The 25301-nt window shown below is 69.7% G+C and carries 28 protein-coding genes; 19 read left to right on the top strand and 9 right to left on the bottom strand.

The window, feature by feature from the left end:
* Nucleotides 1-9: 9 nt before the first annotated feature.
* The 5 genes from VMD50_RS02820 (at nucleotide 10) to aroQ (ending at nucleotide 3800) form a co-directional block, all read left to right on the top strand.
* Entirely contained in the window at nucleotides 10-414 is a 405-nt protein-coding gene (locus VMD50_RS02820; protein ID WP_325424638.1) for an A24 family peptidase, read from the top strand.
* Between the two features lie 114 nt (nucleotides 415-528).
* Complete coding sequence (gene aroC / locus VMD50_RS02815) at nucleotides 529-1743, top strand: chorismate synthase (protein WP_325424636.1); 1215 nt, start codon at nucleotides 529-531, stop codon at nucleotides 1741-1743.
* Nucleotides 1743-2282 (top strand): shikimate kinase, encoded by a 540-nt coding sequence (locus VMD50_RS02810; protein WP_325424634.1) that lies wholly within the window; start codon nucleotides 1743-1745, stop codon nucleotides 2280-2282. Before aroC ends, VMD50_RS02810 begins: the two co-directional genes overlap by 1 nt.
* Nucleotides 2279-3367 carry a 3-dehydroquinate synthase gene (aroB, locus tag VMD50_RS02805; RefSeq protein WP_325424632.1) on the top strand — a complete coding sequence of 363 codons (1089 nt, stop codon included), beginning with the start codon at nucleotides 2279-2281 and terminating at the stop codon, nucleotides 3365-3367. The genes VMD50_RS02810 and aroB overlap by 4 nt, the downstream gene beginning before the upstream one ends.
* The gene (gene aroQ / locus VMD50_RS02800; protein WP_325424630.1) at nucleotides 3360-3800 is read left to right on the top strand and encodes a type II 3-dehydroquinate dehydratase; all 441 of its coding nucleotides are present in this window, start codon (nucleotides 3360-3362) and stop codon (nucleotides 3798-3800) included. The genes aroB and aroQ overlap by 8 nt, the downstream gene beginning before the upstream one ends.
* 4 nt (nucleotides 3801-3804) lie before the next feature.
* Here aroQ and VMD50_RS02795 read toward each other — a convergent pair whose 3' ends face one another.
* The gene (locus VMD50_RS02795) at nucleotides 3805-4539 is read right to left on the bottom strand and encodes a B-4DMT family transporter (protein WP_325424628.1); all 735 of its coding nucleotides are present in this window, start codon (nucleotides 4537-4539) and stop codon (nucleotides 3805-3807) included.
* Nucleotides 4540-4572: 33 nt separating this feature from the next.
* On the opposite strand from VMD50_RS02795, the gene VMD50_RS02790 reads away from it, so the two are divergent.
* From VMD50_RS02790 to VMD50_RS02755, 8 genes are all read left to right on the top strand, one after another.
* Complete coding sequence (locus VMD50_RS02790) at nucleotides 4573-5700, top strand: M24 family metallopeptidase (protein WP_325424626.1); 1128 nt, start codon at nucleotides 4573-4575, stop codon at nucleotides 5698-5700.
* Nucleotides 5701-5803: 103 nt separating this feature from the next.
* Nucleotides 5804-6082 carry a hypothetical protein gene (locus tag VMD50_RS02785; RefSeq protein ID WP_325424624.1) on the top strand — a complete coding sequence of 93 codons (279 nt, stop codon included), beginning with the start codon at nucleotides 5804-5806 and terminating at the stop codon, nucleotides 6080-6082.
* A 166-nt stretch (nucleotides 6083-6248) separates the two neighbouring features.
* Nucleotides 6249-7727 (top strand): PE domain-containing protein, encoded by a 1479-nt coding sequence (locus tag VMD50_RS02780; RefSeq protein WP_325424622.1) that lies wholly within the window; start codon nucleotides 6249-6251, stop codon nucleotides 7725-7727.
* Between the two features lie 174 nt (nucleotides 7728-7901).
* Nucleotides 7902-8426 (top strand): PE family protein, encoded by a 525-nt coding sequence (locus tag VMD50_RS02775; protein ID WP_325424620.1) that lies wholly within the window; start codon nucleotides 7902-7904, stop codon nucleotides 8424-8426.
* Nucleotides 8427-8548: 122 nt separating this feature from the next.
* Complete coding sequence (gene efp / locus VMD50_RS02770; protein WP_325424617.1) at nucleotides 8549-9112, top strand: elongation factor P; 564 nt, start codon at nucleotides 8549-8551, stop codon at nucleotides 9110-9112.
* Nucleotides 9109-9603: a transcription antitermination factor NusB gene (gene nusB / locus VMD50_RS02765; protein ID WP_325424615.1), complete on the top strand. Its 495-nt coding sequence runs from the start codon at nucleotides 9109-9111 to the stop codon at nucleotides 9601-9603. Before efp ends, nusB begins: the two co-directional genes overlap by 4 nt.
* Nucleotides 9600-9998 (top strand): antitermination protein NusB, encoded by a 399-nt coding sequence (locus VMD50_RS02760; protein ID WP_325424614.1) that lies wholly within the window; start codon nucleotides 9600-9602, stop codon nucleotides 9996-9998. The genes nusB and VMD50_RS02760 overlap by 4 nt, the downstream gene beginning before the upstream one ends.
* A 5-nt stretch (nucleotides 9999-10003) precedes the next feature.
* Nucleotides 10004-12856 (top strand): aminotransferase class I/II-fold pyridoxal phosphate-dependent enzyme, encoded by a 2853-nt coding sequence (locus VMD50_RS02755; RefSeq protein WP_325424612.1) that lies wholly within the window; start codon nucleotides 10004-10006, stop codon nucleotides 12854-12856.
* A gap of 6 nt (nucleotides 12857-12862) precedes the next feature.
* Here VMD50_RS02755 and VMD50_RS02750 read toward each other — a convergent pair whose 3' ends face one another.
* Together VMD50_RS02750 and VMD50_RS02745 are read right to left on the bottom strand one after the other, a co-directional pair.
* The gene (locus VMD50_RS02750; RefSeq protein WP_325424610.1) at nucleotides 12863-13087 is read right to left on the bottom strand and encodes a hypothetical protein; all 225 of its coding nucleotides are present in this window, start codon (nucleotides 13085-13087) and stop codon (nucleotides 12863-12865) included.
* Nucleotides 13080-13394: a hypothetical protein gene (locus tag VMD50_RS02745; RefSeq protein ID WP_325424609.1), complete on the bottom strand. Its 315-nt coding sequence runs from the start codon at nucleotides 13392-13394 to the stop codon at nucleotides 13080-13082. The genes VMD50_RS02750 and VMD50_RS02745 overlap by 8 nt, the downstream gene beginning before the upstream one ends.
* 99 nt (nucleotides 13395-13493) lie before the next feature.
* Here VMD50_RS02745 and VMD50_RS02740 point away from each other — a divergent pair, with 99 nt between their 5' ends.
* Nucleotides 13494-14876, top strand: coding sequence for a HAMP domain-containing sensor histidine kinase (locus VMD50_RS02740; protein ID WP_325424607.1), 1383 nt, complete (start codon nucleotides 13494-13496; stop codon nucleotides 14874-14876).
* Here VMD50_RS02740 and VMD50_RS02735 read toward each other — a convergent pair.
* Both VMD50_RS02735 and VMD50_RS02730 read right to left on the bottom strand, forming a co-directional pair.
* On the bottom strand, nucleotides 14858-15526 hold the full coding sequence (locus VMD50_RS02735) for a response regulator transcription factor (RefSeq protein WP_325424605.1): 669 nt from the start codon (nucleotides 15524-15526) through the stop codon (nucleotides 14858-14860). The genes VMD50_RS02740 and VMD50_RS02735 overlap by 19 nt on opposite strands.
* A gap of 4 nt (nucleotides 15527-15530) precedes the next feature.
* The gene (locus tag VMD50_RS02730) at nucleotides 15531-16337 is read right to left on the bottom strand and encodes a COG4705 family protein (protein WP_325424603.1); all 807 of its coding nucleotides are present in this window, start codon (nucleotides 16335-16337) and stop codon (nucleotides 15531-15533) included.
* A 352-nt stretch (nucleotides 16338-16689) separates the two neighbouring features.
* On the opposite strand from VMD50_RS02730, the gene VMD50_RS02725 reads away from it, so the two are divergent.
* A complete protein-coding gene (locus VMD50_RS02725) occupies nucleotides 16690-17949 on the top strand; it encodes an MFS transporter (protein WP_325424674.1) in 1260 nt (419 codons plus the stop codon).
* 17 nt (nucleotides 17950-17966) lie between these two features.
* On the opposite strand, the gene VMD50_RS02720 is transcribed toward VMD50_RS02725, so the two are convergent.
* Genes VMD50_RS02720 through VMD50_RS02705 form a run of 4 tightly spaced genes read right to left on the bottom strand, consistent with a single transcriptional unit; the run spans nucleotide 17967 to nucleotide 21741 of the window.
* A complete protein-coding gene (locus VMD50_RS02720) occupies nucleotides 17967-18506 on the bottom strand; it encodes a GNAT family N-acetyltransferase (RefSeq protein ID WP_325424601.1) in 540 nt (179 codons plus the stop codon).
* A gap of 4 nt (nucleotides 18507-18510) precedes the next feature.
* Nucleotides 18511-19719 (bottom strand): serine hydrolase domain-containing protein, encoded by a 1209-nt coding sequence (locus tag VMD50_RS02715; RefSeq protein WP_325424600.1) that lies wholly within the window; start codon nucleotides 19717-19719, stop codon nucleotides 18511-18513.
* A gap of 56 nt (nucleotides 19720-19775) precedes the next feature.
* Entirely contained in the window at nucleotides 19776-21065 is a 1290-nt protein-coding gene (locus VMD50_RS02710; RefSeq protein WP_325424598.1) for an HNH endonuclease, read from the bottom strand.
* A gap of 43 nt (nucleotides 21066-21108) precedes the next feature.
* Nucleotides 21109-21741 carry a class I SAM-dependent methyltransferase gene (locus VMD50_RS02705; protein ID WP_325424672.1) on the bottom strand — a complete coding sequence of 211 codons (633 nt, stop codon included), beginning with the start codon at nucleotides 21739-21741 and terminating at the stop codon, nucleotides 21109-21111.
* Nucleotides 21742-21870: 129 nt separating this feature from the next.
* Between VMD50_RS02705 and pyrR the strand changes: the two genes are divergently transcribed.
* The 4 genes from pyrR to VMD50_RS02680 all read left to right on the top strand — a co-directional run bounded on the left by pyrR (nucleotide 21871) and on the right by VMD50_RS02680 (nucleotide 25241).
* A complete protein-coding gene (gene pyrR, locus VMD50_RS02700; protein WP_325424596.1) occupies nucleotides 21871-22428 on the top strand; it encodes a bifunctional pyr operon transcriptional regulator/uracil phosphoribosyltransferase PyrR in 558 nt (185 codons plus the stop codon).
* Entirely contained in the window at nucleotides 22425-23369 is a 945-nt protein-coding gene (locus tag VMD50_RS02695) for an aspartate carbamoyltransferase catalytic subunit (protein ID WP_325424595.1), read from the top strand. Before pyrR ends, VMD50_RS02695 begins: the two co-directional genes overlap by 4 nt.
* Complete coding sequence (locus VMD50_RS02690) at nucleotides 23366-24658, top strand: dihydroorotase (RefSeq protein WP_325424594.1); 1293 nt, start codon at nucleotides 23366-23368, stop codon at nucleotides 24656-24658. Before VMD50_RS02695 ends, VMD50_RS02690 begins: the two co-directional genes overlap by 4 nt.
* 73 nt (nucleotides 24659-24731) lie before the next feature.
* A complete protein-coding gene (locus tag VMD50_RS02680; RefSeq protein ID WP_325424592.1) occupies nucleotides 24732-25241 on the top strand; it encodes a PH-like domain-containing protein in 510 nt (169 codons plus the stop codon).
* Nucleotides 25242-25301 lie beyond the last annotated feature (60 nt).

Genomic DNA, 25301 nt, shown 5'->3' with positions numbered 1-25301 from the left:
GTGCCGCGCATGGCCGGCATGGTGTTGCTGTGGATGGGTGCCCTGAGTGTCTGCGACCTGCGGCACGGTCGGCTGCCCAACGCGCTGACGCTGCCCGGGGCCGGCGTAATCCTGCTGGGCGCCGCCCTGGCCGGCCGCGGGCTGCCCGCGCTGGCCGGGGCGGCCGCGCTGAGCGGGACGTACCTGCTGGTCCACCTGCTGGCGCCGGCGGGTATGGGGGCCGGCGACGTCAAGCTGGCGATCGGCCTCGGCGGCTTGGCCGGCTGCTTCGGCGCCGGCGTCTGGTTCCTGGCGGCGCTGGGCGCCCCGCTGCTCACGGCGCTGGTCGGGGTGCTGCGCGGCGGGCGCACGGTGCCGCACGGTCCGGCGATGTGCCTGGCCACCGCCGGGGCCGTGGGCCTGGCCATCATATGAACTCGTCGAAATCGACGGCACCGCGGAAAAGTGCGAGAGAACCACACGCTGGCGTCGATCTCGCCGCCCCGCGCGGATTTAATTCGGCGCGGGCATGCGTGGGAGAATAGCCGGGTGTTGCGCTGGATCACCGCCGGAGAATCCCATGGCCGCGCGCTGGTGGCCGTGGTGGAGGGCATGGTCGCCGGCGTGGAGGTCACCTCCACCGAAATCGCCGACCAGCTGGCCCGGCGCCGCCTTGGCTACGGGCGCGGCGCGCGGATGAAGTTCGAGCGCGACGCGGTGACCATCCTGTCCGGGATACGCCACGGCGTCACGCTCGGCGGGCCCATCGCCGTGGAGATCGGCAACACCGAGTGGCCGAAGTGGGAAACCGTGATGGCCACCGACCCGGTCGACCCGGCGGAACTGGCAGAGCTTGAAAAATCAGCCCGCAACGAACCCCTGACCCGGCCGCGGCCCGGCCACGCGGACTACGCGGGCATGCTCAAGTACGGCTTCGACGACGCCCGGCCGGTGCTGGAGCGGGCCAGCGCCCGCGAGACCGCGGCCCGCGTCGCGGCCGGGACCATCGCACGGTCGTTCCTGCGCCAGGCGCTGGGCGTCGAAGTGCTCTCGCACGTCATCGCGATCGGCCCGTCGGCGCCCTACGACGGTCCGCCGCCGCGCCCCGAGGACCTGACCGCCATCGACGACAGCCCGGTCCGCGCGTTCGACAAGGCCGCCGAGGCGGCCATGATCGCCGAGATCGAGGCGGCCAAGAAGGACGGCGACACCCTGGGCGGCGTGGTCGAGGTGGTGGCGCTCGGCCTGCCGGTCGGGCTGGGCTCGTTCACCAGCGGCGACAACCGGCTGGACGGCCAGCTGGCCGCCGCCGTCATGGGCATCCAGGCGATCAAGGGCGTCGAGATCGGCGACGGTTTCGAGACCGCGCGCCGCCGCGGCAGCCGCGCGCACGACGAGATGTACCCGGGCCCCGACGGCGTCGTCCGTTCGACCAACCGGGCCGGCGGGCTGGAAGGCGGCATGACCAACGGGCAGCCGCTGCGGGTGCGGGCCGCCATGAAGCCGATCTCCACCGTGCCGCGGGCGCTGGCCACCGTCGACATGGCGACCGGCGACGAGGCCGTCGCCATCCACCAGCGCTCCGACGTGTGCGCGGTGCCGGCCGCCGGGGTCGTCGTCGAGGCCATGGTGGCGCTGGTCCTGGCCCGCGCGGCGCTGGAGAAGTTCGGCGGCGACTCCCTGACCGAAACCCGCCGCAACATCGAGTCCTACCGGCGCGCGGTCGCCGACCGGGAGTCGCCCGCCGCGCGGGGTACCGCCTGATGGCGCCCAAGGCGGTGCTGGTGGGATTGCCGGGCTCGGGCAAGTCCACCATCGGGCGGCGGCTGGCTAAGGCCCTCGGGGTCGGCCTGCTCGACACCGACGCGGCGATCGAGCAGCGCACCGGCCGCAGCATCGCCGACATCTTCGCCACCGACGGGGAGCCGGAGTTCCGCCGCATCGAGGAGGAGGTGGTGCGCGCCGCCCTGGCCGACCACGACGGCGTCGTCTCGCTCGGCGGCGGCGCGGTCACCAGCCCCGGGGTGTGTGACGCGCTGGCCGGGCACGCCGTCGTCTACCTGGAGATCGGTGCCCGCGAAGGGGTGCGGCGCACCGGCGGCGACGCCGTGCGGCCCCTGCTGGCCGGAAACGAGGCCGAGAAGTACTCGAAATTCAAAGCCCTGATGGCCGAACGGGCCCCGCTGTACCGGCGCGTCGCGACCATCCGGGTCGACACCAACCGCCGCAACCCCGGGGCGGTGGTCCGCCACATACTGTCTCGCTTGCAGGCACCCCAGCACATCCCGGCGGCCGGCCGATGATCGACGGCAGCGGCCCGGTCACCGTGTACGTGGCCGTCGACGAGCCGTACCCGGTGGTCATCGGCACCGGGCTGGCCGGCGAGCTGGAAGGACTGCTGGCCGGCCGGCACCGCGTGGCGATCCTGCATCAACCGGTGCTGGCCGAGACCGCCGAGGTCATCCGAAGCAGGTTGGCCGACAAGGGGATTGACGCGCACCGCATCGAGATCCCGGACGCCGAGGCCGGCAAGGACCTGCCCGTCGTGGGATTCATCTGGGAAGTGTTGGGCCGCATCGGAATCGGCCGCAAGGACGCCCTGGTCAGCCTCGGCGGCGGCGCGGCCACCGACGTCGCCGGTTTCGCGGCGGCCACCTGGCTGCGCGGCGTGGACATCGTCCACGTGCCCACCACGCTGCTCGGCATGGTCGACGCGGCCGTCGGCGGGAAGACCGGCATCAACACCGAGGCGGGCAAGAACCTGGTCGGCGCGTTTCACCAGCCGCTGGCCGTGCTCGTCGACATGGCGACGCTGAAAACCTTGCCGCGCAACGAACTCGTCGCCGGCATGGCGGAGGTGGTCAAGGCGGGGTTCATCGCCGACCCGGTGATCCTGGACCTCATCGAGGCCGACCCGCAGGCCGCGCTGGACACGGAGGGCGAGGTGCTGCCGGAGCTGATCCGGCGTGCGATCGCGGTCAAGGCCGAGGTCGTCGCCGCCGACGAGAAGGAGTCGGAGCTGCGCGAAATCCTGAACTACGGCCACACTTTGGGGCACGCGATCGAGCGCCGGGAGCGCTACCGGTGGCGGCACGGCGCCGCGGTGTCGGTGGGCCTGGTGTTCGCCGCCGAGCTGGCCAGGCTCGCCGGCCGGCTCGACGATGCCACCGCGCAGCGCCACCGCGCCATCCTCACCTCGCTCGGCCTGCCGGTCAGCTACGAAGCCGACGCGCTGCCGCAGTTGCTGGAATACATGGCCGGCGACAAGAAAACCCGCGCCGGCGTGCTGCGGTTCGTCGTCCTCGACGGGCTCGCGAAGCCGGGCCGGCTGACGGGACCGGACCCGGCGCTGCTGGCGGCGGCCTACGCGGGTGTGGCCCATGAGTAAGCCGGTGCATGTCATCAACGGCCCCAACCTGGGCCGGCTGGGCCGTCGCGAGCCCGACGTGTACGGCGACACGACGCACGAGCAGCTGGCCGCGCTGGTCGAGCGCGAAGCCGCCACTCTCGGGCTCAAAGCCGTTGTGCGGCAAAGCGATAACGAAGCGCAGCTGCTGGATTGGATCCACCTGGCCGCCGACGCCGGCGAGCCGGTGATCCTCAACGCCGGCGGCCTCACCCACACGTCGGTGGCGCTGCGCGACGCGTGCGCCGAGCTGAGCGCGCCCCTGATCGAGGTGCACATCTCCAACGTGCATGCGCGCGAGGAGTTTCGGCGCCACTCCTACATCAGCCCGGTCGCGACCGGGGTGATCGTCGGGCTGGGAATCCAGGGCTACCTGCTCGCCCTGCGCTACCTGGCCGAGGCCTGGCTGGACTGAGGTCTCAGCCCTTTTCCGGCTCCTCGCCCGGCCTGGCGTGTCTGGTGTCGTCCGTGCGGATCACCTCGGTCTTGGCGTCGTCGCCGGAAGTCGGGATCGTCTCGGTGGGTGCACCCCACGGGCCCGTCGGGAGCTTTTCGGTGGGTGCCTCGCGCTCGGCCCCCCGATCGGCGACCGCGACCGACCCGGTGCGCTCCTCGGCCCGGGCCCCCGCGGCCGTCTGCGCGGGGATCTCGCCGGTGGGCGTCTCATCGCCGCGCACGGCCGAGAAGACGTCGGTGTCGGCCCGCTCCTCCTCGGCGCCCTGCGGGCGGGGCGGCGGGTTGCGGTCGACCCGCCAGCGACCGATGGCAACACCGATGATCCCGGGCACGAAGACGAGCAGCGCGGTGAACGCCGCGAACGTCGTCACCTCGTTGAGCAGGCCGCCGGTGTACAGGCCGTTGTACACCAGCGCGATGAGCCAGGACACCGCGCCACTGACGACGCCCGCGAACAGGCCGGCCAGCAGCCAGGTCATCGCCAGATCCTGGCGGCGGTCCGGATCCGGCTGGGCCTTGGCGTCGGCCCGGCCGTCGAGCACCCCCCAGATGGTGACGCCGATGACGAACAAGATCAGCAGCACGATGCTGATCAGCCCGGCCTGGGTCTGCCACGCGTTGATGAGCGCACCTTGGAGCAATCGAAGGACCACCATGGCCGCGGCGAACACCAATCCGCGCAGCATCCACTTCCTCATGGAGGAAAAGCGTAGCGAGTACCGTCAAGGGTCGTGACACATTCCCAGCGTCGAGACAATCTGAAAGCGCAAATCGCGGCCAGCGGGCTGGACGCGGTGCTGGTCACGGACCTGATCAACGTGCGCTACCTGTCGGGTTTCACCGGGTCGAACGGCGCGTTGCTGGTTTTCGCCGACGACTCCGACGATCGAGGCCCCGTCCTGGCCACCGACGGCCGGTACCGAACGCAGGCGGCGGAGCAGGCGCCCGATCTCGAGGTCGCCATCGAGCGGGCCGTCGGGCGCTACCTGGTCGGCCGGGCCGCCGACGCCGGCGTCGGCAAGCTGGGCTTCGAGAGCAACGTGGTCACCGTCGACGGCTTCGACGCGCTGACCGGCGAGCTGGCGGGGCGCAGCGCCAACACCGAGCTGGTGCGGGCCGCCGGGACCGTGGAGGCGCTGCGTGAGGTCAAGGACGCCGGTGAGGTGGCGCTGCTGCGGCTGGCCTGCGAGGCGGCCGACGCCGCGCTGGCCGACCTGGTGGAGCGCGGCGGCCTGCGGCCCGGACGGACCGAACGCGAGGTGAGCCGCGAGCTGGAGTCGCTGATGCTCGACCACGGCGCGGACGCCATCTCGTTCGACACCATCGTGGCCGCCGGGCCGAATTCGGCCATCCCGCACCACCGCCCGACCGACGCGGTGCTGGCCGACGGCGATTTCGTCAAGATCGACTTCGGCGCCCTGGTCGCCGGCTACCACTCGGACATGACCCGCACGTTCGTGCTGGGCCGGGCCGCGGACTGGCAGCTGGAGATCTACCAGCTGGTCGCCGATGCGCAGCGGGCCGGCCGGGAGGCGTTGAAGCCGGGCGCGAGCCTGCGCGACGTGGACGCCGCGGCGCGCCAGCTGATCGCCGACGCCGGCTACGGCGAGCAGTTCGGCCACGGTCTGGGGCACGGCGTGGGCCTGCAGATCCACGAAGCGCCGGGAATCGGGGCCACGTCGGCCGGGACCCTGCTCGCGGGCTCCGTGGTGACCGTGGAGCCCGGCGTCTACCTGCCCGGCCGCGGCGGTGTCCGCATCGAGGACACTCTCGTCGTTGCCGACGGCAAGTCGCACACCGCCGGGGAGGCCCCGGAACTGCTCACCCGGTTCCCCAAGGAGCTGGCCATTCTGGCCTAACCAACCGGTGCGGCGGGGGAGCGGCGGACCGGACGCCAGGCTTGTTTGGCATGTGTTGAACGGTTCGCCTCCGCGGAGGGCGGTGGGGTGCGACTATTTCGTGATGCGGGACTGCGACGCCGCCCAGGCCGTCGAGCTGGTCCGCGCGCTGCGGCATCAGCTGCACGAGATGGCCATCCAGTTGGCCTGGGTGGAACAACAAGATGTCACCGGCAGAAACGGCCGGGCGTGCGCGATGCGCATGGAAGTGGCCACGCTGCGCCGCGACATAGAAGAGGCGCAACGTCTCATCGACCGGCTTCAGCGCCGTTACCTCAACGCCGACAGGCACGATTTGCGCACCGCCGGCCCGGGGCGGACGCCGCGCAGACCGCAGCGATAAATCGGGCGCGCAAGGGAACCGGCGCGTGCCACCCGCCACGAACGGCAAGTGGCATCCGGGTCCTGACGGAGGGGTGAACGTTTGGTTGACACGCCGAATGCCGAGGACGACGGCGATAGGCTTGGCGTCCGCCCCGGGGGTTCGGTGATACCGGAGGAGGACAGCGATGTCGTATTTGGTGGCTGCCCCGGAGTTTCTGGCGTCGGCCGCAACGGATCTGTCCAGCATCGGCTCGGCGGTGACCGCCGCGAGTGCGGCGGCCGCGGCACCGACCACGGGCGTGCTGGCCGCGGCCGAGGACGAGGTGTCGGCGGCGATTGCGGCGGTGTTCTCCGCCCACGGTCAGGGCTTTCAGGCTCTGAGCGCCCAGGCGGCGGCGTTTCACGCCAAGTTTGCGCAGGCCTTGAGCGGGGCGGGGATCACCTATGCCCTGGCCGAGGCGGCGAATGCCTCACCGTTGCAGACCGTCAAGCAAGACCTGGTGTCAGCACAGGTCACCTTCGACCTGGGCCTGGGTAACCAGGGCACCAACAACGTGGGCAGCGGAAACATCGGCAACTCCAACTTCGGCAGCGGAAACACCGGTGATAGAAACATCGGCGGCGGAAACGGCACAGCCGCGAGGCCGAGCGTCGGAAACATCGGCAGCGGAAACACGGGCAACCTCAATTTCGGCAGCGGAAACATCGGCAGCCTCAACGTTGGCTTCGGGAACACCAACTCCGACTTCACGACCCCGCCGGGCAGCCCCTTGAGCAACATAGGTTTTGGCAATACCGGCAGTAGCAACTGGGGCATAGGAAACGTTGGCGGCTCGAACATCGGCGGCGGGAACAACGGCGTCGGGAACACCGGCGGCGGCAACATCGGCAACGCCAACATCGGCTTCGGGCTTACCGGCGACAACGAGATCGGCATCGGTAACACCTACTACAACTACGTAAGTAGCCAGTTCCACTTCGGGGGGCTGAACTCGGGCAGCGGCAACATCGGCATCGGGAACTCGGGTACCGGCAACGTCGGTTTCTTCAATTCCGGAAACGGCAACGTCGGCCTCTTCAACGCGGCCATCAATACGCCGGGCAGCCACGGCAATTTCGGCCTCGGGAACTCCGGTCTGGGGAACGTCGGGTTCGGCAATTCGGGCGCGGGGAACTTCGGCTTCGGCAATTCGGGGGTGCTGGACACGGGTTTCTTCAATTCGGGGCAGTTGGACACCGGCTTCGGGAACGCGGGCGGCACCTTGGATGCGGGCGGCAACACGGGCTTCTGGAATTCGGGCGATACGAACACGGGATGGGGGAATGCCGGCAGCGTCAACACGGGCCTGTGGAATTCGGGCAACGTGAACACCGGGATCGGAGCGACCGGCGACAGCGGTGCCACGACGTCGGGTTTCGGTAATACCGGCGTAGACGTTTCGGGCTTCTTCAACACGGCCAGCGGGGGCGCCACGTTCAACGGCTTCATGTCGGGCTTCGGAAACACGGCCCAGGGCAGTCCGGTGAACGGGCTCATCTCGGGCTTCTTCAACACCGGCGTCCCGAGCAGCTCGAACCCCGGCATATCCGGCCAAGTCTCTGGCTTGCTGAACACCGGCAACCTGATATCGGGCTTGTTCGGCCTGAGCAACCTGTTCAAGTAGCCGCCGCCACTGAATCGGGTTCGGATGGGGGCCTCGGTGACGCCGGCACGCCACCGGACGGAACGGGCGGGCGCACGCGGCGGGCTGAGGCGCAACCCGAACGCCCAAAGTTGGTTGCTTGTTCAGTCATGTTCGCGTACTTGCGCGCTATGCTCACCGGATGGAAGGGCCGCCATGTCGAACGTGATCGCGACGCCGGAATTAATCTCAAGTGCCGCAAACGATTTGGGCACTATCGGCGCGAACCTCAGCGCGGCGCACACGGTGGCGGCCATCCCGACCCTCGCGTTGCGCCCCGCCGCCGCCGACGAGGTGTCGCTCAGTATCGCGGACTTCTTCTCACGGCATGCCCGGGACTATCAGGCGCGGGCCGGACAGGCTGCGGCGTTGCGGGAACAGTTTGTCGGGCACCTGGGTGCGGGCGCGGGCTCGTATGCGGCCGCCGAGGCCGGCAACGCCGCGGTGCTGCAACCTCTGGCCGCGAGCGCGGGCTCGATCACCGACGCTATTGCCACCGTGGGGGGCGAGATACAGAGTTTCCTCGACAACGCTCTCGCTTCGTTCAGCCAGTTACTCAGTTCGTTGGCCGGCTTCTTGCTTCCGTTGATCCGCGAGGCAATCGCCTTTTCGACCGCGTTCTTTTTCGTCTTCGTTCTTCCCACGATAGAAATTGCGCTGAATATTCTTGTGTCCCTCTAGGGGACGAGTGGACGCGAGACCGCCGGCGTGCGTGGCGCGGGTAATCTCTACGGGGTGCCCGTGTGTGGGCAGGCAATCCCGGTTCCCTTGGAACTGGCCATCCCGTAGGAGATACACCGACCGTGGCAAGTACTGCCGACTTCAAGAACGGACTGGTGCTGGTGATCGACGGCCAGCTGTGGCAGATCGTCGAGTTCCAGCACGTCAAACCCGGCAAGGGCCCGGCGTTCGTGCGCACCAAGCTGAAGAACGTCGTCTCCGGCAAGGTGGTCGACAAGACCTACAACGCGGGCGTCAAGGTCGAGACGGCCACGGTCGACCGCCGCGACGCGACCTACCTGTATCACGACGGGTCGGACTTCGTCTTCATGGACAGCGCGGACTACGAGCAGCACCCGCTGCCGGAGTCGCTGGTCGGCGACGCCTCGCGGTTCCTGCTGGAGGGCCTGCCGGTGCAGATCGCGTTCCACAACGGGTCGCCGCTGTACATCGAGCTGCCGGTGTCCGTCGAGCTGGAGGTCACCCACACCGAGCCGGGCCTGCAGGGCGACCGGTCCAGCGCGGGCACCAAGCCCGCCACCGTGGAGACCGGCGCGGAGATCCAGGTGCCGCTGTTCATCAACACCGGGGACAAGCTGAAGGTGGACACGCGCGACGGCAGCTACCTGGGCCGCGTCAGCGCGTGAGCCGGGCCGCCAAGGGACGACATCAGGCGCGCAAGCGCGCCGTCGACCTGCTCTTCGAGGCCGAGGCCCGCGGGCTGAGCCCGGCGGAGGTCGTCGAGGTTCGCACCGCGCTGGCCGACGCGAACCCGGACGTGGCGCCGCTGTACCCGTACACGGCCGCGGCGGCCCGGGGGGTCAGCGAGCACACCGCCCACATCGACGACCTGATCAGCTCGCACCTGCAGGGCTGGACGCTGGACCGGCTGCCCGCGGTGGACCGGGCCATCCTGCGGGTCGCGGTGTGGGAGCTGCTCTACGCCGACGACGTGCCGGAGCCGGTCGCGGTCGACGAGGCCGTGCAGCTGGCCAAGGAGCTGTCCACCGACGAGTCGCCGGGCTTCGTCAACGGCGTGCTGGGCCAGGTCATGCTGGTGACGCCGCAGATCCGGGCGGCGGCCCGGGCGGTCCGTTCGGGCCCCAACGCGCCGCAGGAGCCGGGTCCGCAGTCATGACGCGACTGGAGCTGCGCGTCGCCGTCGCCGCCTTCCTGGCCGCGACGGTGGTGCTGGGTGCCGTCGTGTGCGCCGCCTACGGGTGGACCATCGTCGCCTCGGCGCTCGCGATCTACGCGCTGGGCGTGGGCGCCTGGCTTTACCACTCGGTCGAGCGCCTGATCGTGGCCCGCCGCATCAGGACCGTTCGCTCGGCGGCCAGGCCGCTGCAGCCGCTGCTGCCGGTGATGGCCGCCCTCATGGGCCTGACTCAGGCCGTGGTGCGGTCGCTGGGTGACGTCACCGACCTGCCGGCGCGCAGCCGGGAGCTTCCGGTGCTGCGGTGGATGGACGGCACGCGGGCCAACCGGCGGGCCCTGAACGGCGACGACGGCGAGGACGAGCGGGCACAATAGGCCAGATGGATCGCGACAGCGCCCGCCCGCGCCGGCTTCGTGTGTCGGCGCTGGCGGCAGTGGCCAACCCGTCGTACACGCGCCTGGACACATGGAACCTGCTGGACGACGCGTGCCGCCACCTCGCCGAGGTCGACCTGGCCGGCCTGGACAAGACGCACGACGTGTGCCGGGTGCGGCGGCTGATGGACCGGCTCGCGGCCTACGAGCGGTACTGGCTGTACCCCGGCGCGGCCAACCTGGCCACCTTCCGGGCCCACCTCGAGTCGCTGTCGACGGTACGGCTCACCGAGGAGGTGTCGCTGGCGGTTCGCCTGCTGTCCGAATACGGCGACCGCGCAGGGCTTTTCGATACCTCCGCGCCCCTGGCCGAGCAGGAGCTGGTCGCCCAGGCCAAGCAGCAGCAGTTCTACACGGTGCTGCTCGCCGACGACGCCCCGGCCACGGCGCCCGACAGCCTGGCCGAGTGCCTGCGGGCGCTACGCAAACCGTCCGACGACGTGCAGTACGAGCTGCTGCTGGTTCCCAGCATCGAGGACGCCATCACCGCGGTCGCGCTGAACGGCGAGATTCAGGCCGCGATCATCCGCCACGACCTGCCGCTGCGGTCCCGCGACCGGGTGCCGTTGATGAACACCCTGCTGGGCGCCGCCGGCCAAGACGCCGGGGACCTGGCGTCGACCGATCACCAGGACTGGGTCGAATGCGCCGAATGGATCAGGGAGCTGCGGCCACACATCGACCTCTATCTGCTCACCGACGAGTCGATCGCCGCGGAGACCGAGGACGAACCCGACGTCTACGATCGCACGTTCTACCGGCTCAACGACGTCACGGACCTGAACAGCACCGTGCTCGCGGGCCTGCGAAACCGTTTCGCCACACCGTTTTTCGACGCCCTGTGCGCCTACGCGGCCGCGCCGGTCGGCCAGTTCCACGCGCTTCCGGTCGCGCGCGGCGCCAGCATCTTCAACTCCAAATCCCTGCAAGACATGGGCGAGTTCTACGGCCGCAACATCTTCATGGCCGAGACGTCGACCACGTCCGGCGGATTGGACTCGCTGCTGGACCCGCACGGCAACATCAAGGCCGCGATGGACAAGGCGGCCCTGACCTGGAACTCCGACCACACCTACTTCGTCACCAACGGCACCTCGACCGCGAACAAGATCGTCGTGCAGGCGCTGACGCGCCCGGGCGACATCGTGCTCATCGACCGCAACTGCCACAAGTCGCACCACTACGGCCTGGTGCTCGCCGGCGCCTACCCGCTGTACCTGGATGCCTATCCGCTGCCGGAGTACGCGATCTACGGGGCCGTGTCGCTGCACACGATCAAGAAGGCGCTGCTGGACCTCGAGGCCGCCGGCCAGCTGCACCGGGTGCGCATGCTGCTGCTGACCAACTGCACCTTCGACGGCGTCGTCTACAACCCCCGCCGGGTCATGGAGGAGGTGCTGGCCATCAAGCCGGACATCTGCTTCCTGTGGGACGAGGCGTGGTACGCGTTCGCCACCGCCGTGCCGTGGGCCCGGCAGCGCACCGCGATGGTGTCCGCCGAACGCCTCGAGCAGATGCTGGCGTCGCCGGAATACGCTGCGGAATACCGGGATTGGGCCGCGGAGATGGACGGGGTGGAGCGGTCCGAGTGGGTCGATCGCCGACTGCTTCCCGACCCCGCCCGCGCGCGGGTGCGGGTTTATGCCACGCACTCCACGCACAAGTCGCTGTCGGCGTTCCGGCAGGCGTCGATGGTGCACGTCCGTGACCAGGACTTCAAGGCGCTGACCCGCGACGTGTTCGCCGAGGCGTTTCTGACCCACACCTCGACGTCGCCGAACCAGCAATTGCTGGCGTCGCTGGACCTGGCACGCCGGCAGGTCGACATCGAGGGCTTCGAGCTGGTCCGCAACACCTACAACATGGCGCTGGTGTTCCGGCACCGGGTCCGCAAGGACCGGCTGATCGGCAAGTGGTTCCGCATCCTCGACGAGTCCGACTTGGTGCCCGACGAGTTCCGGGCGTCGTCGGTCAGCTCGTACCGTCAGGTCAGGCAGGGCGCGCTGGCCGAGTGGAACGAGGCGTGGCGTTCCGACCAGTTCGTGCTCGACGCCACGCGGGTCACCCTGTTCATCGGCAAGACCGGCATGAACGGCTACGACTTCCGCGAGAAGATCCTGATGGACCGGTTCGGCATCCAGATCAACAAAACTTCTATCAACAGCGTTTTGCTGATCTTCACCATCGGGGTCACCTGGTCGAGCGTGCATTACCTGCTGGACGTGCTGCGGCGCATCGCCACCGACTTCGAGCGCAGCGAGAGCGCCGGCGGCAAGGAGGACCGCGCCCTGCAGCGGCGCCGGGTGGAGGAGATCACCGAGGACCTGCCGCACCTACCCGATTTCAGCGAGTTCGACGTCGCCTTCCGCCCCGTGGACGTGTGCAAGTTCGGCGACATGCGGTCGGCGTTCTACGCCGGCTACGAAGAGTCGGACCGCGAGCATGTCCTGATCGGCATGGCGGGGCGGCGGCTGGCCGAGGGCAGGACCCTGGTGTCCACGACGTTCGTGGTGCCCTACCCGCCCGGCTTCCCGGTGCTGGTCCCGGGCCAGGTGGTGTCCAAGGAGATCGTCTACTTCCTGGCCCAGCTGGACGTCAAGGAGATCCACGGCTACAACCCCGACCTCGGCCTGTCGGTCTTCACCGACGCCGCGCTGGCGCGCATGGAGGCCCAACGCAACGCGGCGACGGCCGCGGTGGGTTCGGCGTTCCCGGCCTTCGAGCTGCCCCCAAACGGCCCCGCCGCCGCGGCGCGCAACGGCGACAGCGTCGCGCAGCCGGTGAACGAACGCGCCTGAGCGGTGCTATCCGGTTACGACCGGCCAATCCGACAGGCCCTGCCGGATTCCCCGGGCGATCGCGTCCTTTCGGGCGGGGCTGCCGGCCGGCGCCGCCTGCTGGCAGCTGCAGCTCAGCGTGCTGAACGCGCCCGGGTCGGCCGCCGCCGTCGCCGATCCGACGACACCGGCGCCGACGGCAATGGTCACGCCGATCAGTATTTTGGCGGTCGAATTCGGCAATCTAGGCATCACGGCCTCTCCTTGGTGCGGCTTCCACATCGTCCGCGTCGATCACTGTCGGCCAAGCCGGCTCGGGACTGATGCCGACAACGCTGTCGTCGGATTGATGAAGGCTGCTGATCAACAGCGCATGACAATTGTCGGCGCCGTCGCGATGACAGGCGTAGAGATAGCTGCCGGAGACACGTCGGTCGATGTGCGCGGGCGCCAGATAGAGCGCGGCGTTCTCCATCCAGCCCATCGTGGAATCCTCGACAGCGATGGGCAGTTCGCCCGGAAGGTCGGCGAGTACCCGGCGCAATTCCTCGACGTTCATGGCAACGTCAGCCTAGGAGCGGGTCGCTGAGAAGCCGCTGAGAAACACGCTGAGCTGCGGTGTTTCCGGCCCGCCCGCGGGCTTGGAAGAATCGGACGTGTGCGGTGGTCTGCCGTCTGGCCGGTTCGGCGAAGCTTGGGCATCTCCGCCCGCTCGGCCGCGGTGTCCGCGGTCGTCGTGCTGTTGGCGCTGAGCCTCGCCGGCGCCGGGCTGGACGCGCTGCTGTACCGGACGTTGTTGAGCGGCGTCGACGATGCCGCCGCGGCCCGGGTGCGCAGCCTCGCGGCGGCCCTGCGATCGGATCCTGTCAGCGACATCGACAGCACGCAGTTGACCACCGGCCAGCGCATCGTCGCGATTCAAGTGATCGCCCCCGATGGCAAGGTGGTGGTGCGGTCCGGCTCCGCGCCGAAAACGCCGCTGGTCCCCCTGAGCGAGTTCGACTTTCGTTTGCGCCGCGGCATGTCCGATGACGCGGTGGCGGGTGACGACATGCGGGTCAGCGGCCAACGGGTCGCGACTTCGTCCGGTGACTACACGGTGATCGTCGGAGGGGGCAGCGAGGCGATCGAGGCGACCGCGTGGGCCGTCGCGCTGCTGCTGGCGTGCGGCGCCCCGATCGTCATCGCGGTGGCGGCGGCCGCGAGCTACTGGCTCGTCCACCGGTCCCTGCAGTCGGTGGACGCGATCCGCAGCCGGGTGGCCGAAATCTCCACCTCCGATCTGGCCGAGCGGGTACCCGTGCCCGGCAGCCGCGACGAGATCGCGGCCCTGGCGGTCACCATGAACGAAATGCTGTCGCGATTGGAAGCCGGCCACCGCGCGCAACAACGGTTCCTCGGCGACGCCTCCCATGAACTGCGCAGCCCGCTGGCCACCATCATCTCCGGGCTGGAGGTCGGCGAGGCCCACCCCGAGCTGCTCAATGCGGAGCTGACCGTCGACACCCTGCTTCCCGAGGCGCACCGCATGCGCGCGCTCATCGAGGACCTGTTCCTGCTGGCACGGGCGGACGAGCAAAGCCTGGTGCGCCACAAGGAGGAGATGGCCCTCGACGGCCTCGCGCAGGTCGAGGCCGCCCGCGCGCGGCGCGAATCGGGATGCGCGGTCGACACCGACATCCGCCCGGCGCGTCTGACCGGCGACCCGGCGGCCGTGTCCCGGATGATCCGCAACCTCGTGGACAACGCCGTCCGCCATGCCAATTCGAGCGTGGCCATCGACGTCGCCGGCCGGAACGGAACCGCCACGCTCACCGTCAGCGACGACGGCCCCGGCATCCCCCCGGCCGAGCGGGCCCGGGTGTTCGAGCGCTTCGTGCGCCTGGATTCCGACCGCTCCCGCGGCGGCGGCGGGGCCGGCCTGGGCCTGGCGATCGTCGCCGAGATCGTCGCCGCCCACGGCGGCACGATCACCATCGACGACCGGCCCGGCGGGGGAACCAGAATGATCGTGGAATTACCTCAGCACACCAACCGGTAACCGACGCCCCGGACCGTCTCGATGGTGTGGGTACCGAACGGAACGTCGATCTTGCGGCGCACGTACCCCACGTACACCTCGACGACGTTGTCCGGGCCCTGATGGTGCGCGTCCCACACGTTGCGCAAGATCTCGGCCTTCGTCACCACCACGTCCTTGTTGCGCATCAGGAACTCCAGCACCCCGTACTCGCGGGGAGTCAGCGTGATCGGGGTCGAGCCGCGCCGGACGGTGTGCCGGGCGGGATCCAGCGACAGCGATCCCGCTGTCAGCACCGCCGGCCGCTCGGGCGCGCCGCGACGCACCAACGCGCGCAGGCGCGCCACGAGCACCCGGAACGAAAACGGCTTCGTCAGATAGTCATCGGCCCCGAGATCGAACGCATCGGTCTCGTCGAACTCACCGTCTTTGGCTGTCAGCATCAGCACCGGTGTCCACACGTCCCGCGCCCGCATCCGGCGCAGCACCTCGTATCCGTTGTAACCGGGCAGCATGATGTCGAGGACCACGACGTCGAAGCTGTTCTCGGTCGCCCGCTGCAGGCCCTCGACGCCCGTGCCGACGGCCACGACGACGAAGCCCTCGGCCTTCAGCCCCATGGCCAGCGTCGCGGACAACCGCGGCTCGTCCTCGACGATCAGGACTCGCATGTCGCTACGCTACGTCGTGCGCGGCTTCCGGCCGACCGGGGTGACGTCCCGGCCGCTGCGGCAGGACGATGAGCAACGCGACGATGATCGCCGCGATGACGGCCGAGGCCAGCGGGCGGCTCAGGGCCAGGCCGCCGTCGGCGACGGGCTTGTCGAGGAAGTCGCCCACGGTCGCGCCCAGGGGGCGTGTCAGGATGAACGCGACCCAGAACAGGGTGACCCGCGACACCGAGGTCCAGTAGTACAGGGCCACCACGGCGGCGAGGGCTGCGGTGAACACCAGCGCGCCGCGCTCGTAACCGAAGCCGCGGGTGTCGGCGAGCCAATCGCCGAGCGCGGTGCCCAGCGTCTGCGAGAACGTGATCGTCGCCCAGTAGAAGGTTTCCACCCTGGGCGTGGAGACGGTGTTGACCGATACCGTTCCCTCCGACCAGCGCCACAGGCCCAGGGTGGCCAGGAGGCAGGCCAGAAGCAGCAGCGAACCGCCCGTGTAGCCGATCCCCAGCTGCCGGTCGGCGAAATCGGCCAGCGTGGTGCCGAACGTCGTCGAGGCCACGATCGTCGCCCAGTACAGCCCCGCATGGAAACGCTTGGCGCGGATCTGCGCGGCAACCAGCGCTATCAGCGCGACGCCGAAAAGCGCCACGCCAACCAGATATCCCCAATTCTTGTGTGTATCAGCGTGGAAGACGTTCATCGTGAGGGCGTCGCCACCCGTCTCGCCCAGCGTCGTCGCCAAGATTTTGATCACCCAAAAGCCCAGCGTCACCGCGGGCACTTTGGTCAGAGCGTGGCTTGCAGCGTCAGTCATCACACAGTGACCTTCCGGTGTCGTTGTTGTGCATGTCTACGGTAGCCACGCTGAGAAATCGCTGAGACCGGTCAATGAGGTGTCCGGTAACGGATCGGCCACGAATTGCCTGTGCATCGCCTTTGAATTTCGCCCCGACACCGGTTGCGGGCAGCAGATGATGGGCGAATTCCATCATGCTACCAAACTGCGAGGCGCTCAACACATTTCACGGCTCACGCGAGAGCCGGCCGTGACGGCGATGCTGGTGGCTGGTTAAGAATTACCTTAGCGTTCAATAAGTTTCGCCGTCAGTGCGGTTGCCGAGACGCCCAGTGGCCGCAAAACGCTGTGCCAATATGGGTGCATGCTGATGGGGGCAGACACCACGTTCGAACTCGGCGCGGGGGCGCGGTGGTCGATCATGGCCATCTCGTTGGGGGTGACGGCAAGCTCCTTCCTTTTCATCAATGGCGTTGCGTTCCTTATCCCTTCGCTGCAGGCTCGCCGTGGCGTCCCACTGGCCGAAGCGGGCCTGCTGTCGTCGATGCCCAGTTGGGGCATGGTGGTCACGCTCGTCATGTGGGGCTACGTGCTGGACCGTGTCGGCGAGCGGATCGTGCTCACGGCGGGCTCGGCACTCACCGCGGCCGCGGCTTACGCCGCGGCGTCGGCCCATTCACTGCTGATGATCGCCGCCTTTCTGTTCATCGGCGGGATGGCCGCGGCGAGTTGCAACGCGGCCGGCGGACGGCTGGTGTCCGCCTGGTTCCCGCCGCGGCGACGCGGCCTGGCGATGGGGATCCGCCAGACCGCGCAACCGTTGGGAATCGCTTTGGGCGCGTTGATCATTCCGGAGCTCTCCGAGAGCGGCCCGCACCGCGGGCTGATGTTCCTCGCGGTGATGTGCACGGTGGCGGCGGTGGCAAGCGCGATCGGAATCGCCGATCCGCCGCGGAAACCCCGCGCGGCGGCTGCACGGGGGGAACTGGCCAGCCCGTATCGCGGTTCGTTCGTGTTGTGGCGAATCCACGCGGTGGCCGGCCTGCTGATGATGCCCCAGACCGTGACCGTCACCTTCGTGCTCGTGTGGCTGATGAACCACCACGGCTGGTCGGTGGCGGCCGCGGGCGCTTTGGTCACCTTCGCCCAACTATTGGGCGCCGTGGGGCGAATCGCGGTCGGCCGCTGGTCCGATCGCGTCGGCTTGCGGATGCGTCCGGTCCGCACCATCGCGATCGCCGCCGCGCTGGCCCTGTTCCTGCTCGCCCTCACCGACGGCACCGGTTCGGGTTACGACGTGTTGCTCATGGTCGCCGTTTCGGTGCTCGCGGTGCTCGACAACGGGCTGGAGGCCACCGCGATCACCGAGTTGGCCGGGCCGTATTGGAGCGGACGCGCCCTGGGCCTGCAGAACACCACCCAGCGGCTGGTGGCCGCCTGCGGCCCGCCGCTCTTCGGCGCATTGATCATGGCGGCCCACTACCCGGCGGCCTGGGCGCTGTGCGCGCTGTTCCCGATGGCGGCGGTGCCGTTGGTTCCGGCCGATCTGCGCCCGCCCGGCCTGGAAACCCAGTCTTCGCGATTTCGTGAACGCCGTGACAGCCCCGCGGTCCGGTTAAGTATGCGCTGACGACTTCCAAAGTGCGCTCAGCGCAGGATCTTCGCGTACAGCAGGGCGTCCTGGGGCTCGGGCCCGATGGTGGGGTAGACGGCGTGGCGGGCCAGCCGTCCCTCCAACGCGAAACCGGCGCGCTCCAGCGACCGCGCCGAGCGCTCGTTGTCCGGGCTGCAGGTCGCCCAGACGCGGTATACCTGGCGATCGGCTTCCAGCGCGGCGAGCAGCAGGTCGAGCACCTCGGACATGTAGCCCTTGCCCCACCAGCGCCGGCCGAGGCAGTAGCCGATCTCGACCGAGTGCGGCGCGGCACGCCGGCAGCTGGTCAGCCCGACGACCTCGCCGCTGTGCTTCAGCGTGATGGCCCAGGTCCGCTCCTCGCCGCTGATGTTGAGCTTTTCGGTGATGACGCGTCGCGTCGCCGCCACGTCGCGATGAGGCGCCCACAGCAGGTACTTGGTGACCTCGGGATCGCGGGCGACCCGCTGAAAGAGCGCCCCCGCGTCGTCGAGCGCCGGCGGGCGCAGCATCAGCCGCGGGCCGGTCATGCGGTCGGGCGGGTAGTCGACCATGGCGCTACAGGCCAAGCGCCTGATAGGTGCGGCGGACGAACTTCGGTTGCGCGGTGCGGAGTTTCGCCAGCGACGTGTTGCCCGCGACGGCCGTCGCCGCGTCCACGGTCAGGTCGGGCAGGTTCTGGATCAGGTACAGCAGGATCAGGTCGTCCGCGCTCGGGTCGGCCTGCCACCACGTCCCGTAAGCGCCGGGCCAGCTGAAGGTCCCCGGGCCGCCCGGGCCGAACAGCGGGGCGGACTTCGCCGGATCGGTCACCACCGACAGGTTCAACCCGAACCCGCGCCCGACCCAGTACGGCGCCCCGAGGAAGTTGTGGCGCTTCTGTTCGTCGGTGAGCCGGTCGGTCCGCATGAGGCGGGCCGACTCGGGGGACAACACGCGCACGCCGTCGACCGTCCCGTCGTCGAGCAGCATCCGCACGAACCGCAGGTAGTCGTCGGCCGTCGACCACAGCCCGCCGCCGGCGTTGCAGAACGAGGGCGGCTTGATGTGCGGCGGCCCCATCACGCCGTGCTGCAGCTCGTGGTCGTCGGTGAGCCGGTACATGGTGGCGGCGCGCCGGCGCGCTTCGGGGGAGACGAAGAACCCGGTGTCGGGCATGCCCGCCGGACCCAGCACGCGTTCGTCGAGCACCTGGTGGAACGGCTTGCCGTCGACGCGGGAAGCGATGACGCCCAACAGGTCTATGGCGTGGCTGTAGGTGACCTTCTCGCCGGGCTGATGCACCAGTGGCAGCCTGGCCAGCTCGCTCAGCCAGGCATCGGGGCCGTCGTGGAAGGGCAGCCGCATGTAGGCCTTCGAGATCGGCCCGGACACCGAGAACGCGTAGGCCAGGCCGCCGGTGTGGGTGAGCAGGTCCTCGATCAGGATGGCGCGACTCAGCGGGTGCGTCCGGTCCAGCGGGCCGTGCGGGTCGTCGAGCACCCGCACGTCGGCCAGCTCGGGAGCCCAGCGCACGACCGGGTCTTTCAGCGCCAGCTTGCACTCGTCGACCAGGCTCATCACAGCCGCGACCGTGACCGGCTTGGTCATCGACGCGATGCGGAACAGCGTGTCGCGCTGCATCGGCAGGCCCGCATCGATGTCCCGGTAGCCGATCTCGTTGACCTGCAGGAGTTCTCCGCGCCGCCAGACCATCGTCACCGCACCGGCGAGCAGGCCCGCGTCGCACACCTCGCGGACGGAGGCCTGATTGACGTCCAGATTCACCCGGTTCAGGGTAGCGGGCGGGCCGGTGAACTGTGCCGACCGGGCACGGCGCCCGCTCAGGCGGCGTGAAGTCGGGCGAGTGCGATTCCGATCCGGGTTGCCAGTTCACTGACATCCACCGTGGGCGGTCCCGGCAACGGCGGCGCGCCGGACTGGTACTGCGTTCCGGTAGGCGTAGTGAATTCCGCAGTATGACAACCATTTTCGTCAACTGCGGTGGTGACGCGCCAGCCGGGCGCTTCCTTGGCGTAGTTGCAGCGTTCGCACGAACCGAGCCCATTCGCCGCGCTGGTCGGTCCGCCGCGATGATGCGGCCGGGCGTGATCGCGGTGGCGGATCGGGGCATCGCAATAGGGGGTGCGACAACGCTCGTCACGCAGCCCGATGAACGCGGCTAGCCCCTTGGGGGAGCAGCGCGACCGCGACTCCATGCTCACCAAAGCGCCCGAGCGGGGATGGCGGTAGAGCCTGCGCAGTGTGGCCCGCGACCGGTCATCGATGACCGCATCTCGCACAAGATGGCGCGCCACGGCGGCCGGTATCGGGCCGTACCCGTCGACCACCGCCGCCGTGTCGTCGTGACCCAGCAGCGTCTCGTCGGAGATGACGAGGTTGACCCCGACCGGTTGGGCCACCTCGGCCGGCCGACCCGTGACCCGCTCGACCAACGTGTCGGCCATCACCTGGCCGCGGGTGCGGTCATCGAACGTCGTGTCGGCGGCGCGCCTGAGCGCCGCGTAAATCGCGACGCCCTTGGCTACCGGGAGGAGCGCCGTCACCCACGTCATGGTGTCGGGGGCCGGGCGAATCGTCACCGTGCGTTCGGATTCGGCCTTCGCGGCGCAGTCGACCACCGCCTGCGCATCGAGGCGGTAGGCGATTGCCTTGGCCGCCGCCGCGATCCGCGCATCACCCATCCCTTCCAGCTTCGACCTGGCGGCGCACATCTCGGCGTCGAGCGCGCGACGGTCGTTGACGTCCAGGCAGGCCGATTCCCGCACGATCAGCGTCGCCCGCCACTCCGACAACCGCCCGGCCTCCAGCGCGGCGAGTGTGTGCGGCATCTCGTGCACCAGCGCCTTGGCGAATCCGAGATGGCGCCCACCGCGGGCCGGGGAATCCCGTCGTGCCAGCGCGATCTCGCTGGCCACCCCGCGGCCACGCTGGGCAGCCGGGACTCCGGCGTCGGCTTCGTTGGTGCGACGCAGCGCATCCATCGCCGCCGCCGCGCGCGCCTGGCCCGCGGCGGCCGCCGCTTTGACCGCCTCCAACTCGGCGATCCGCGCGATCAGCGCGGCTTCGTCGGCATGCGGATCCACGACCGCGAGCGCCCCCAATTCGAACATGCTTTCGATACTACACGGGGCACCGACACGTCGGCGAAGTCGACTAGCGCCGCTGCGCGCGGACGTACCAGAACGCCATTTCGATCTCGGTCCCGTCCACTTCGCGCCGCACGGTGGCCGGGTCCAGCGATTCGATATCCCAGCCGGCGCCGCCGAGGACCTCCCGCAGCGTCTGCTCGGACACCGCCGGTCGCGGCCATTCGGTGTCGGTCGGGTTGGCGTCGGAAAAGCAACTGATGAGGAGGGTGGCGCCCGGCCTGGTCGCCCGGTGCGCCGCGGCGGCGTAGCTGCGCTTGCCGTCGTCGTCGAGGCAGTGGAACATGCCGCTGTCGACGATGGTGTCGAACGCGTCGGTGTAGCCCTCGAGCTTGGTGGAGTCGGTCACTGCGAACCGCACGTCGACGCCGGCGTCGCCGGCGCGCCGCTCCGCGGTGATCAGCGCGGTGGGGGAGATGTCCAGCCCCGTCACGCGGTAGCCGTTCTTGGCCAGGTAGATGGCGTTGTCGCCGAGCCCGCACCCGATGTCGAGGACGTCACCGTGCACCCAGCCATTGGTGTGCCACGCGATGACATTCTCCTTGGGGGCCTTGGTATCCCACGGTGGTGTGGTCATCGCGGGGATGCCTTCGCCGGGGCTCTCGCCGCGGTAAAGCGCATCGAAGTCCATGCGCTGCAATCCGGAGGGAAAACCGGAGGAACTCGAGCCTGTCATTTCAGCCAGGATAGTCCGAAGTGCTACGCTGCCGGGCAGTCGACATCCTTTAACGATCCGTCCAGAGAGGCGGAGAAGGAGGTCAAGTCTCGCATGGCTGCCGTGAGTGGCGCCGGCCGCGAATTGATGTCGGCGGCCGACGTGGGTCGCACCATTTCCCGCATCGCGCATCAGATCATCGAAAAGACCGCGCTGGATGCTCCCGACGCGCCCCGGGTGGTGCTGCTGGGCATCCCGACCCGCGGCGTCACCCTCGCCAAGCGGCTGGCGGCCAACATCGGCGAATACAGCGGCGTGGACGTCGCGCACGGCGCCCTGGACATCACCCTGTACCGCGACGACCTGATGCAAAAGCCGCCCCGGCCGCTGGAGGCCACGTCGATCCCGGCCGGCGGTGTCGACGACGCGCTGGTGATCCTCGTCGACGACGTGCTGTACTCCGGCCGCTCGGTCCGCGCCGCGCTCGACGCGCTGCGCGACGTCGGCCGGCCGCGGGCGGTGCAACTGGCGGTGCTGGTCGACCGCGGCCACCGCGAACTGCCGCTGCGCGCCGACTACGTCGGCAAGAACGTGCCGACCGCGCGCGGCGAGAGCGTCCACGTGCTGCTGAGCGAGCACGACGGCCGCGACGGGGTGGTGATCTCGCGATGACGCGCCACCTGCTGGCCGCCGGCGACCTCAGCCGCGACGCGGCCGTCGCCATCCTCGACGACGCCGACCGGTTCGCCCAGGCGCTGGTGGGCCGCGACATCAAGAAGCTGCCGACGCTGCGCGGCCGCACCGTCGTCACGATGTTCTACGAGAACTCGACCCGCACCCGGGTGTCCTTCGAGGTGGCCGGCAAGTGGATGAGCGCCGACGTGATCAACGTCAGCGCGGCCGGATCGTCGGTGGGCAAGGGCGAGTCGCTACGCGACACCGCGCTGACCCTGCGCGCCGCCGGCGCCGACGCGCTGATCATCCGGCACCCGGCGTCGGGGGCCGCGCACCTGCTCGCCGACTGGACATGCGGCAACGGTGACGGCCCCTCGGTGATCAACGCCGGCGACGGCACCCACGAGCACCCGACCCAGGCGCTGCTGGACGCGTTGACCGTCCGCCAGCGCCTCGGCGGCATCGAGGGCCGGCGCGTCGTGATCGTCGGCGACATCCTGCACAGCCGGGTCGCCCGGTCCAACGTCATGCTGCTGACCACCCTGGGCGCCGAGGTGGTGCTGGTCGCGCCGCCGACGCTGTTGCCGGTCGGGGTCGACGGGTGGCCTGCCACCGTCTCCTACGACTTCGACGCCGAGCTGCCCGCCGCGGACGCCGTGCTGATGCTGCGGGTGCAGGCCGAGCGGATGAACGGCGGCTTCTTCCCGTCGGTCCGCGAGTACTCGGTGCGCTACGGGCTGTCCGAGCGGCGCCAGGCGATGCTGCCGGGCCACGCCGTGGTGCTGCATCCGGGGCCGATGGTGCGCGGCATGGAGATCTCCTCTTCGGTGGCCGACTCATCGCAATCTGCCGTGCTGCAACAGGTTTCGAACGGGGTGCACGTGCGGATGGCGGTGCTGTTCCACGTCCTCGTGGGAGCGGAGGAGATTGCGGCATGAGCGTGCTGATCCGCGGTGTGCGCCCCTACGGCGAAGGCGACCGGGTCGACGTCCTGGTCGATGACGGCCAGATCGCCGAAATCGGGCCTAAGCTGACGATCCCCGACACCGCCGACGTCATCGACGCCACCGGACAGATCCTGCTGCCCGGGTTCGTCGACCTGCACACCCACCTGCGCGAACCCGGCCGCGAATATGCCGAGGACATCGAAACCGGCTCGGCCGCAGCAGCTTTGGGCGGCTACACCGCGGTGTTCGCGATGGCCAACACCAATCCCGTCGCCGACAGCCCGGTGGTCACCGACCACGTCTGGCACCGCGGCCGGCAGGTCGGCCTGGTCGACGTGCACCCCGTCGGCGCGGTCACCGTCGGGCTGGCCGGGGCCGAGCTGACCGAGATGGGCATGATGGCCGCCGGCGCCGCGCAGGTGCGGATGTTCTCCGACGACGGGGTCTGCGTGCACGACCCGCTGATGATGCGCCGCGCCCTGGAGTACGCCACCGGCCTGGGGGTGCTGATCGCCCAACACGCCGAGGAGCCGAGGCTGACCGTCGGCGCCGTCGCCCACGAGGGGCCGACGGCCGCCCGGCTGGGGCTGGCCGGATGGCCGCGGGCCGCCGAGGAATCGATCGTGGCGCGCGACGCGTTGCTCGCCCGCGACGCCGGCGCCCGGGTGCACATCTGCCACGCCTCCACCGCCGGCACGGTCGAGATCCTGAAATGGGCCAAGGGGCAAGGCATCGCGATCACCGCCGAGGTCACCCCGCACCACCTGCTGCTCGACGACAGCCGGCTGGCCAGCTACCAAGGGGTGAACCGCGTCAACCCGCCGCTGCGCGAGGCCGCCGACGCGGTCGCGCTCCGTCAAGCGCTGGCCGACGGGGTGATCGACTGTGTGGCCACCGACCATGCCCCGCACGCCGAGCACGAGAAGTGCGTCGAGTTCTGCGCGGCGCGGCCCGGCATGCTGGGTCTGCAGACGGCGCTGTCGGTGGTGGTGCAGACGATGGTGGCGCCCGGCCTGTTGACCTGGCGCGACGTCGCGCGGGTGATGAGCGAGAATCCGGCGCGCATCGTCGGGTTGCCCGACCACGGCCGGGCGCTGGAGGTGGGGGAGCCGGCCAACCTGACCGTGGTGGACCCCGACGCCACCTGGACGGTCGCCGGGCCGGAGCTGGCCAGCCGGTCGGCCAACACGCCGTACGAGTCGATGACGCTGCCCGCCACCGTCACCGCGACCCTGCTGCGCGGACGGGTCACCGCACGGGATGGGAAGAGCCCGGCATGAACCGCGCCGGCGACGATGCAGTGGGGGTACCGCCCGCTTGCGGGGCACGAAGCGATGAGAAGGAGCGGCGCGCATGAACTCCGCCACGCTGGTGGGATCGCTGATATTCGCGGCCGTGCTGGTGGTGGTGATCGCGGTGCTCATCCAGCTGATGATGCGCGGCTGGCAGCGCCGCTCGCAGCGCCAGACGGAGCTGATCGGCGACCTGCCCGGCCTGCCCGACAAGCTGGGTACGGCGAGCGTCACCACCCGGGGGCTCTACTGCGGCTGCACGATGGCGCCCGCCTGGAACGAGCGCATCACGGCCGGCGACCTGGGGTACCGCAGCAAAGCGGTGCTCACCCGCTACCCCGAGGGCATCCTGCTGGAACGCATTCGCGCGAAACCGATTTGGATCCCGCGGGAGGCGGTCACGGCCATCCGCATGGAGCGCGGCATGGCGGGCAAGGTGGTGGCGCGCATCGGCGTTCTGGCGATCCGCTGGCGGCTGCCGTCGGGCCCCGAGATCGACACCGGGTTTCGCGCGAACAACCGCAGCGAGTACGACGCGTGGGTGCACGATTCGCAGGAGGGAGCCGCGTGAGTCGCGCCGACGACGATGCAGAACGAAGTGATGTGGGGGCACGCCCCCAAGTGGGAGGAG

The sequence above is a fragment of the Mycobacterium sp. genome (assembly GCF_035506235.1).
In the GTDB taxonomy this organism is placed as follows: Bacteria; Actinomycetota; Actinomycetes; order Mycobacteriales; family Mycobacteriaceae; genus Mycobacterium.
This window is presented reverse-complemented; position numbering and strand designations above follow the sequence as displayed.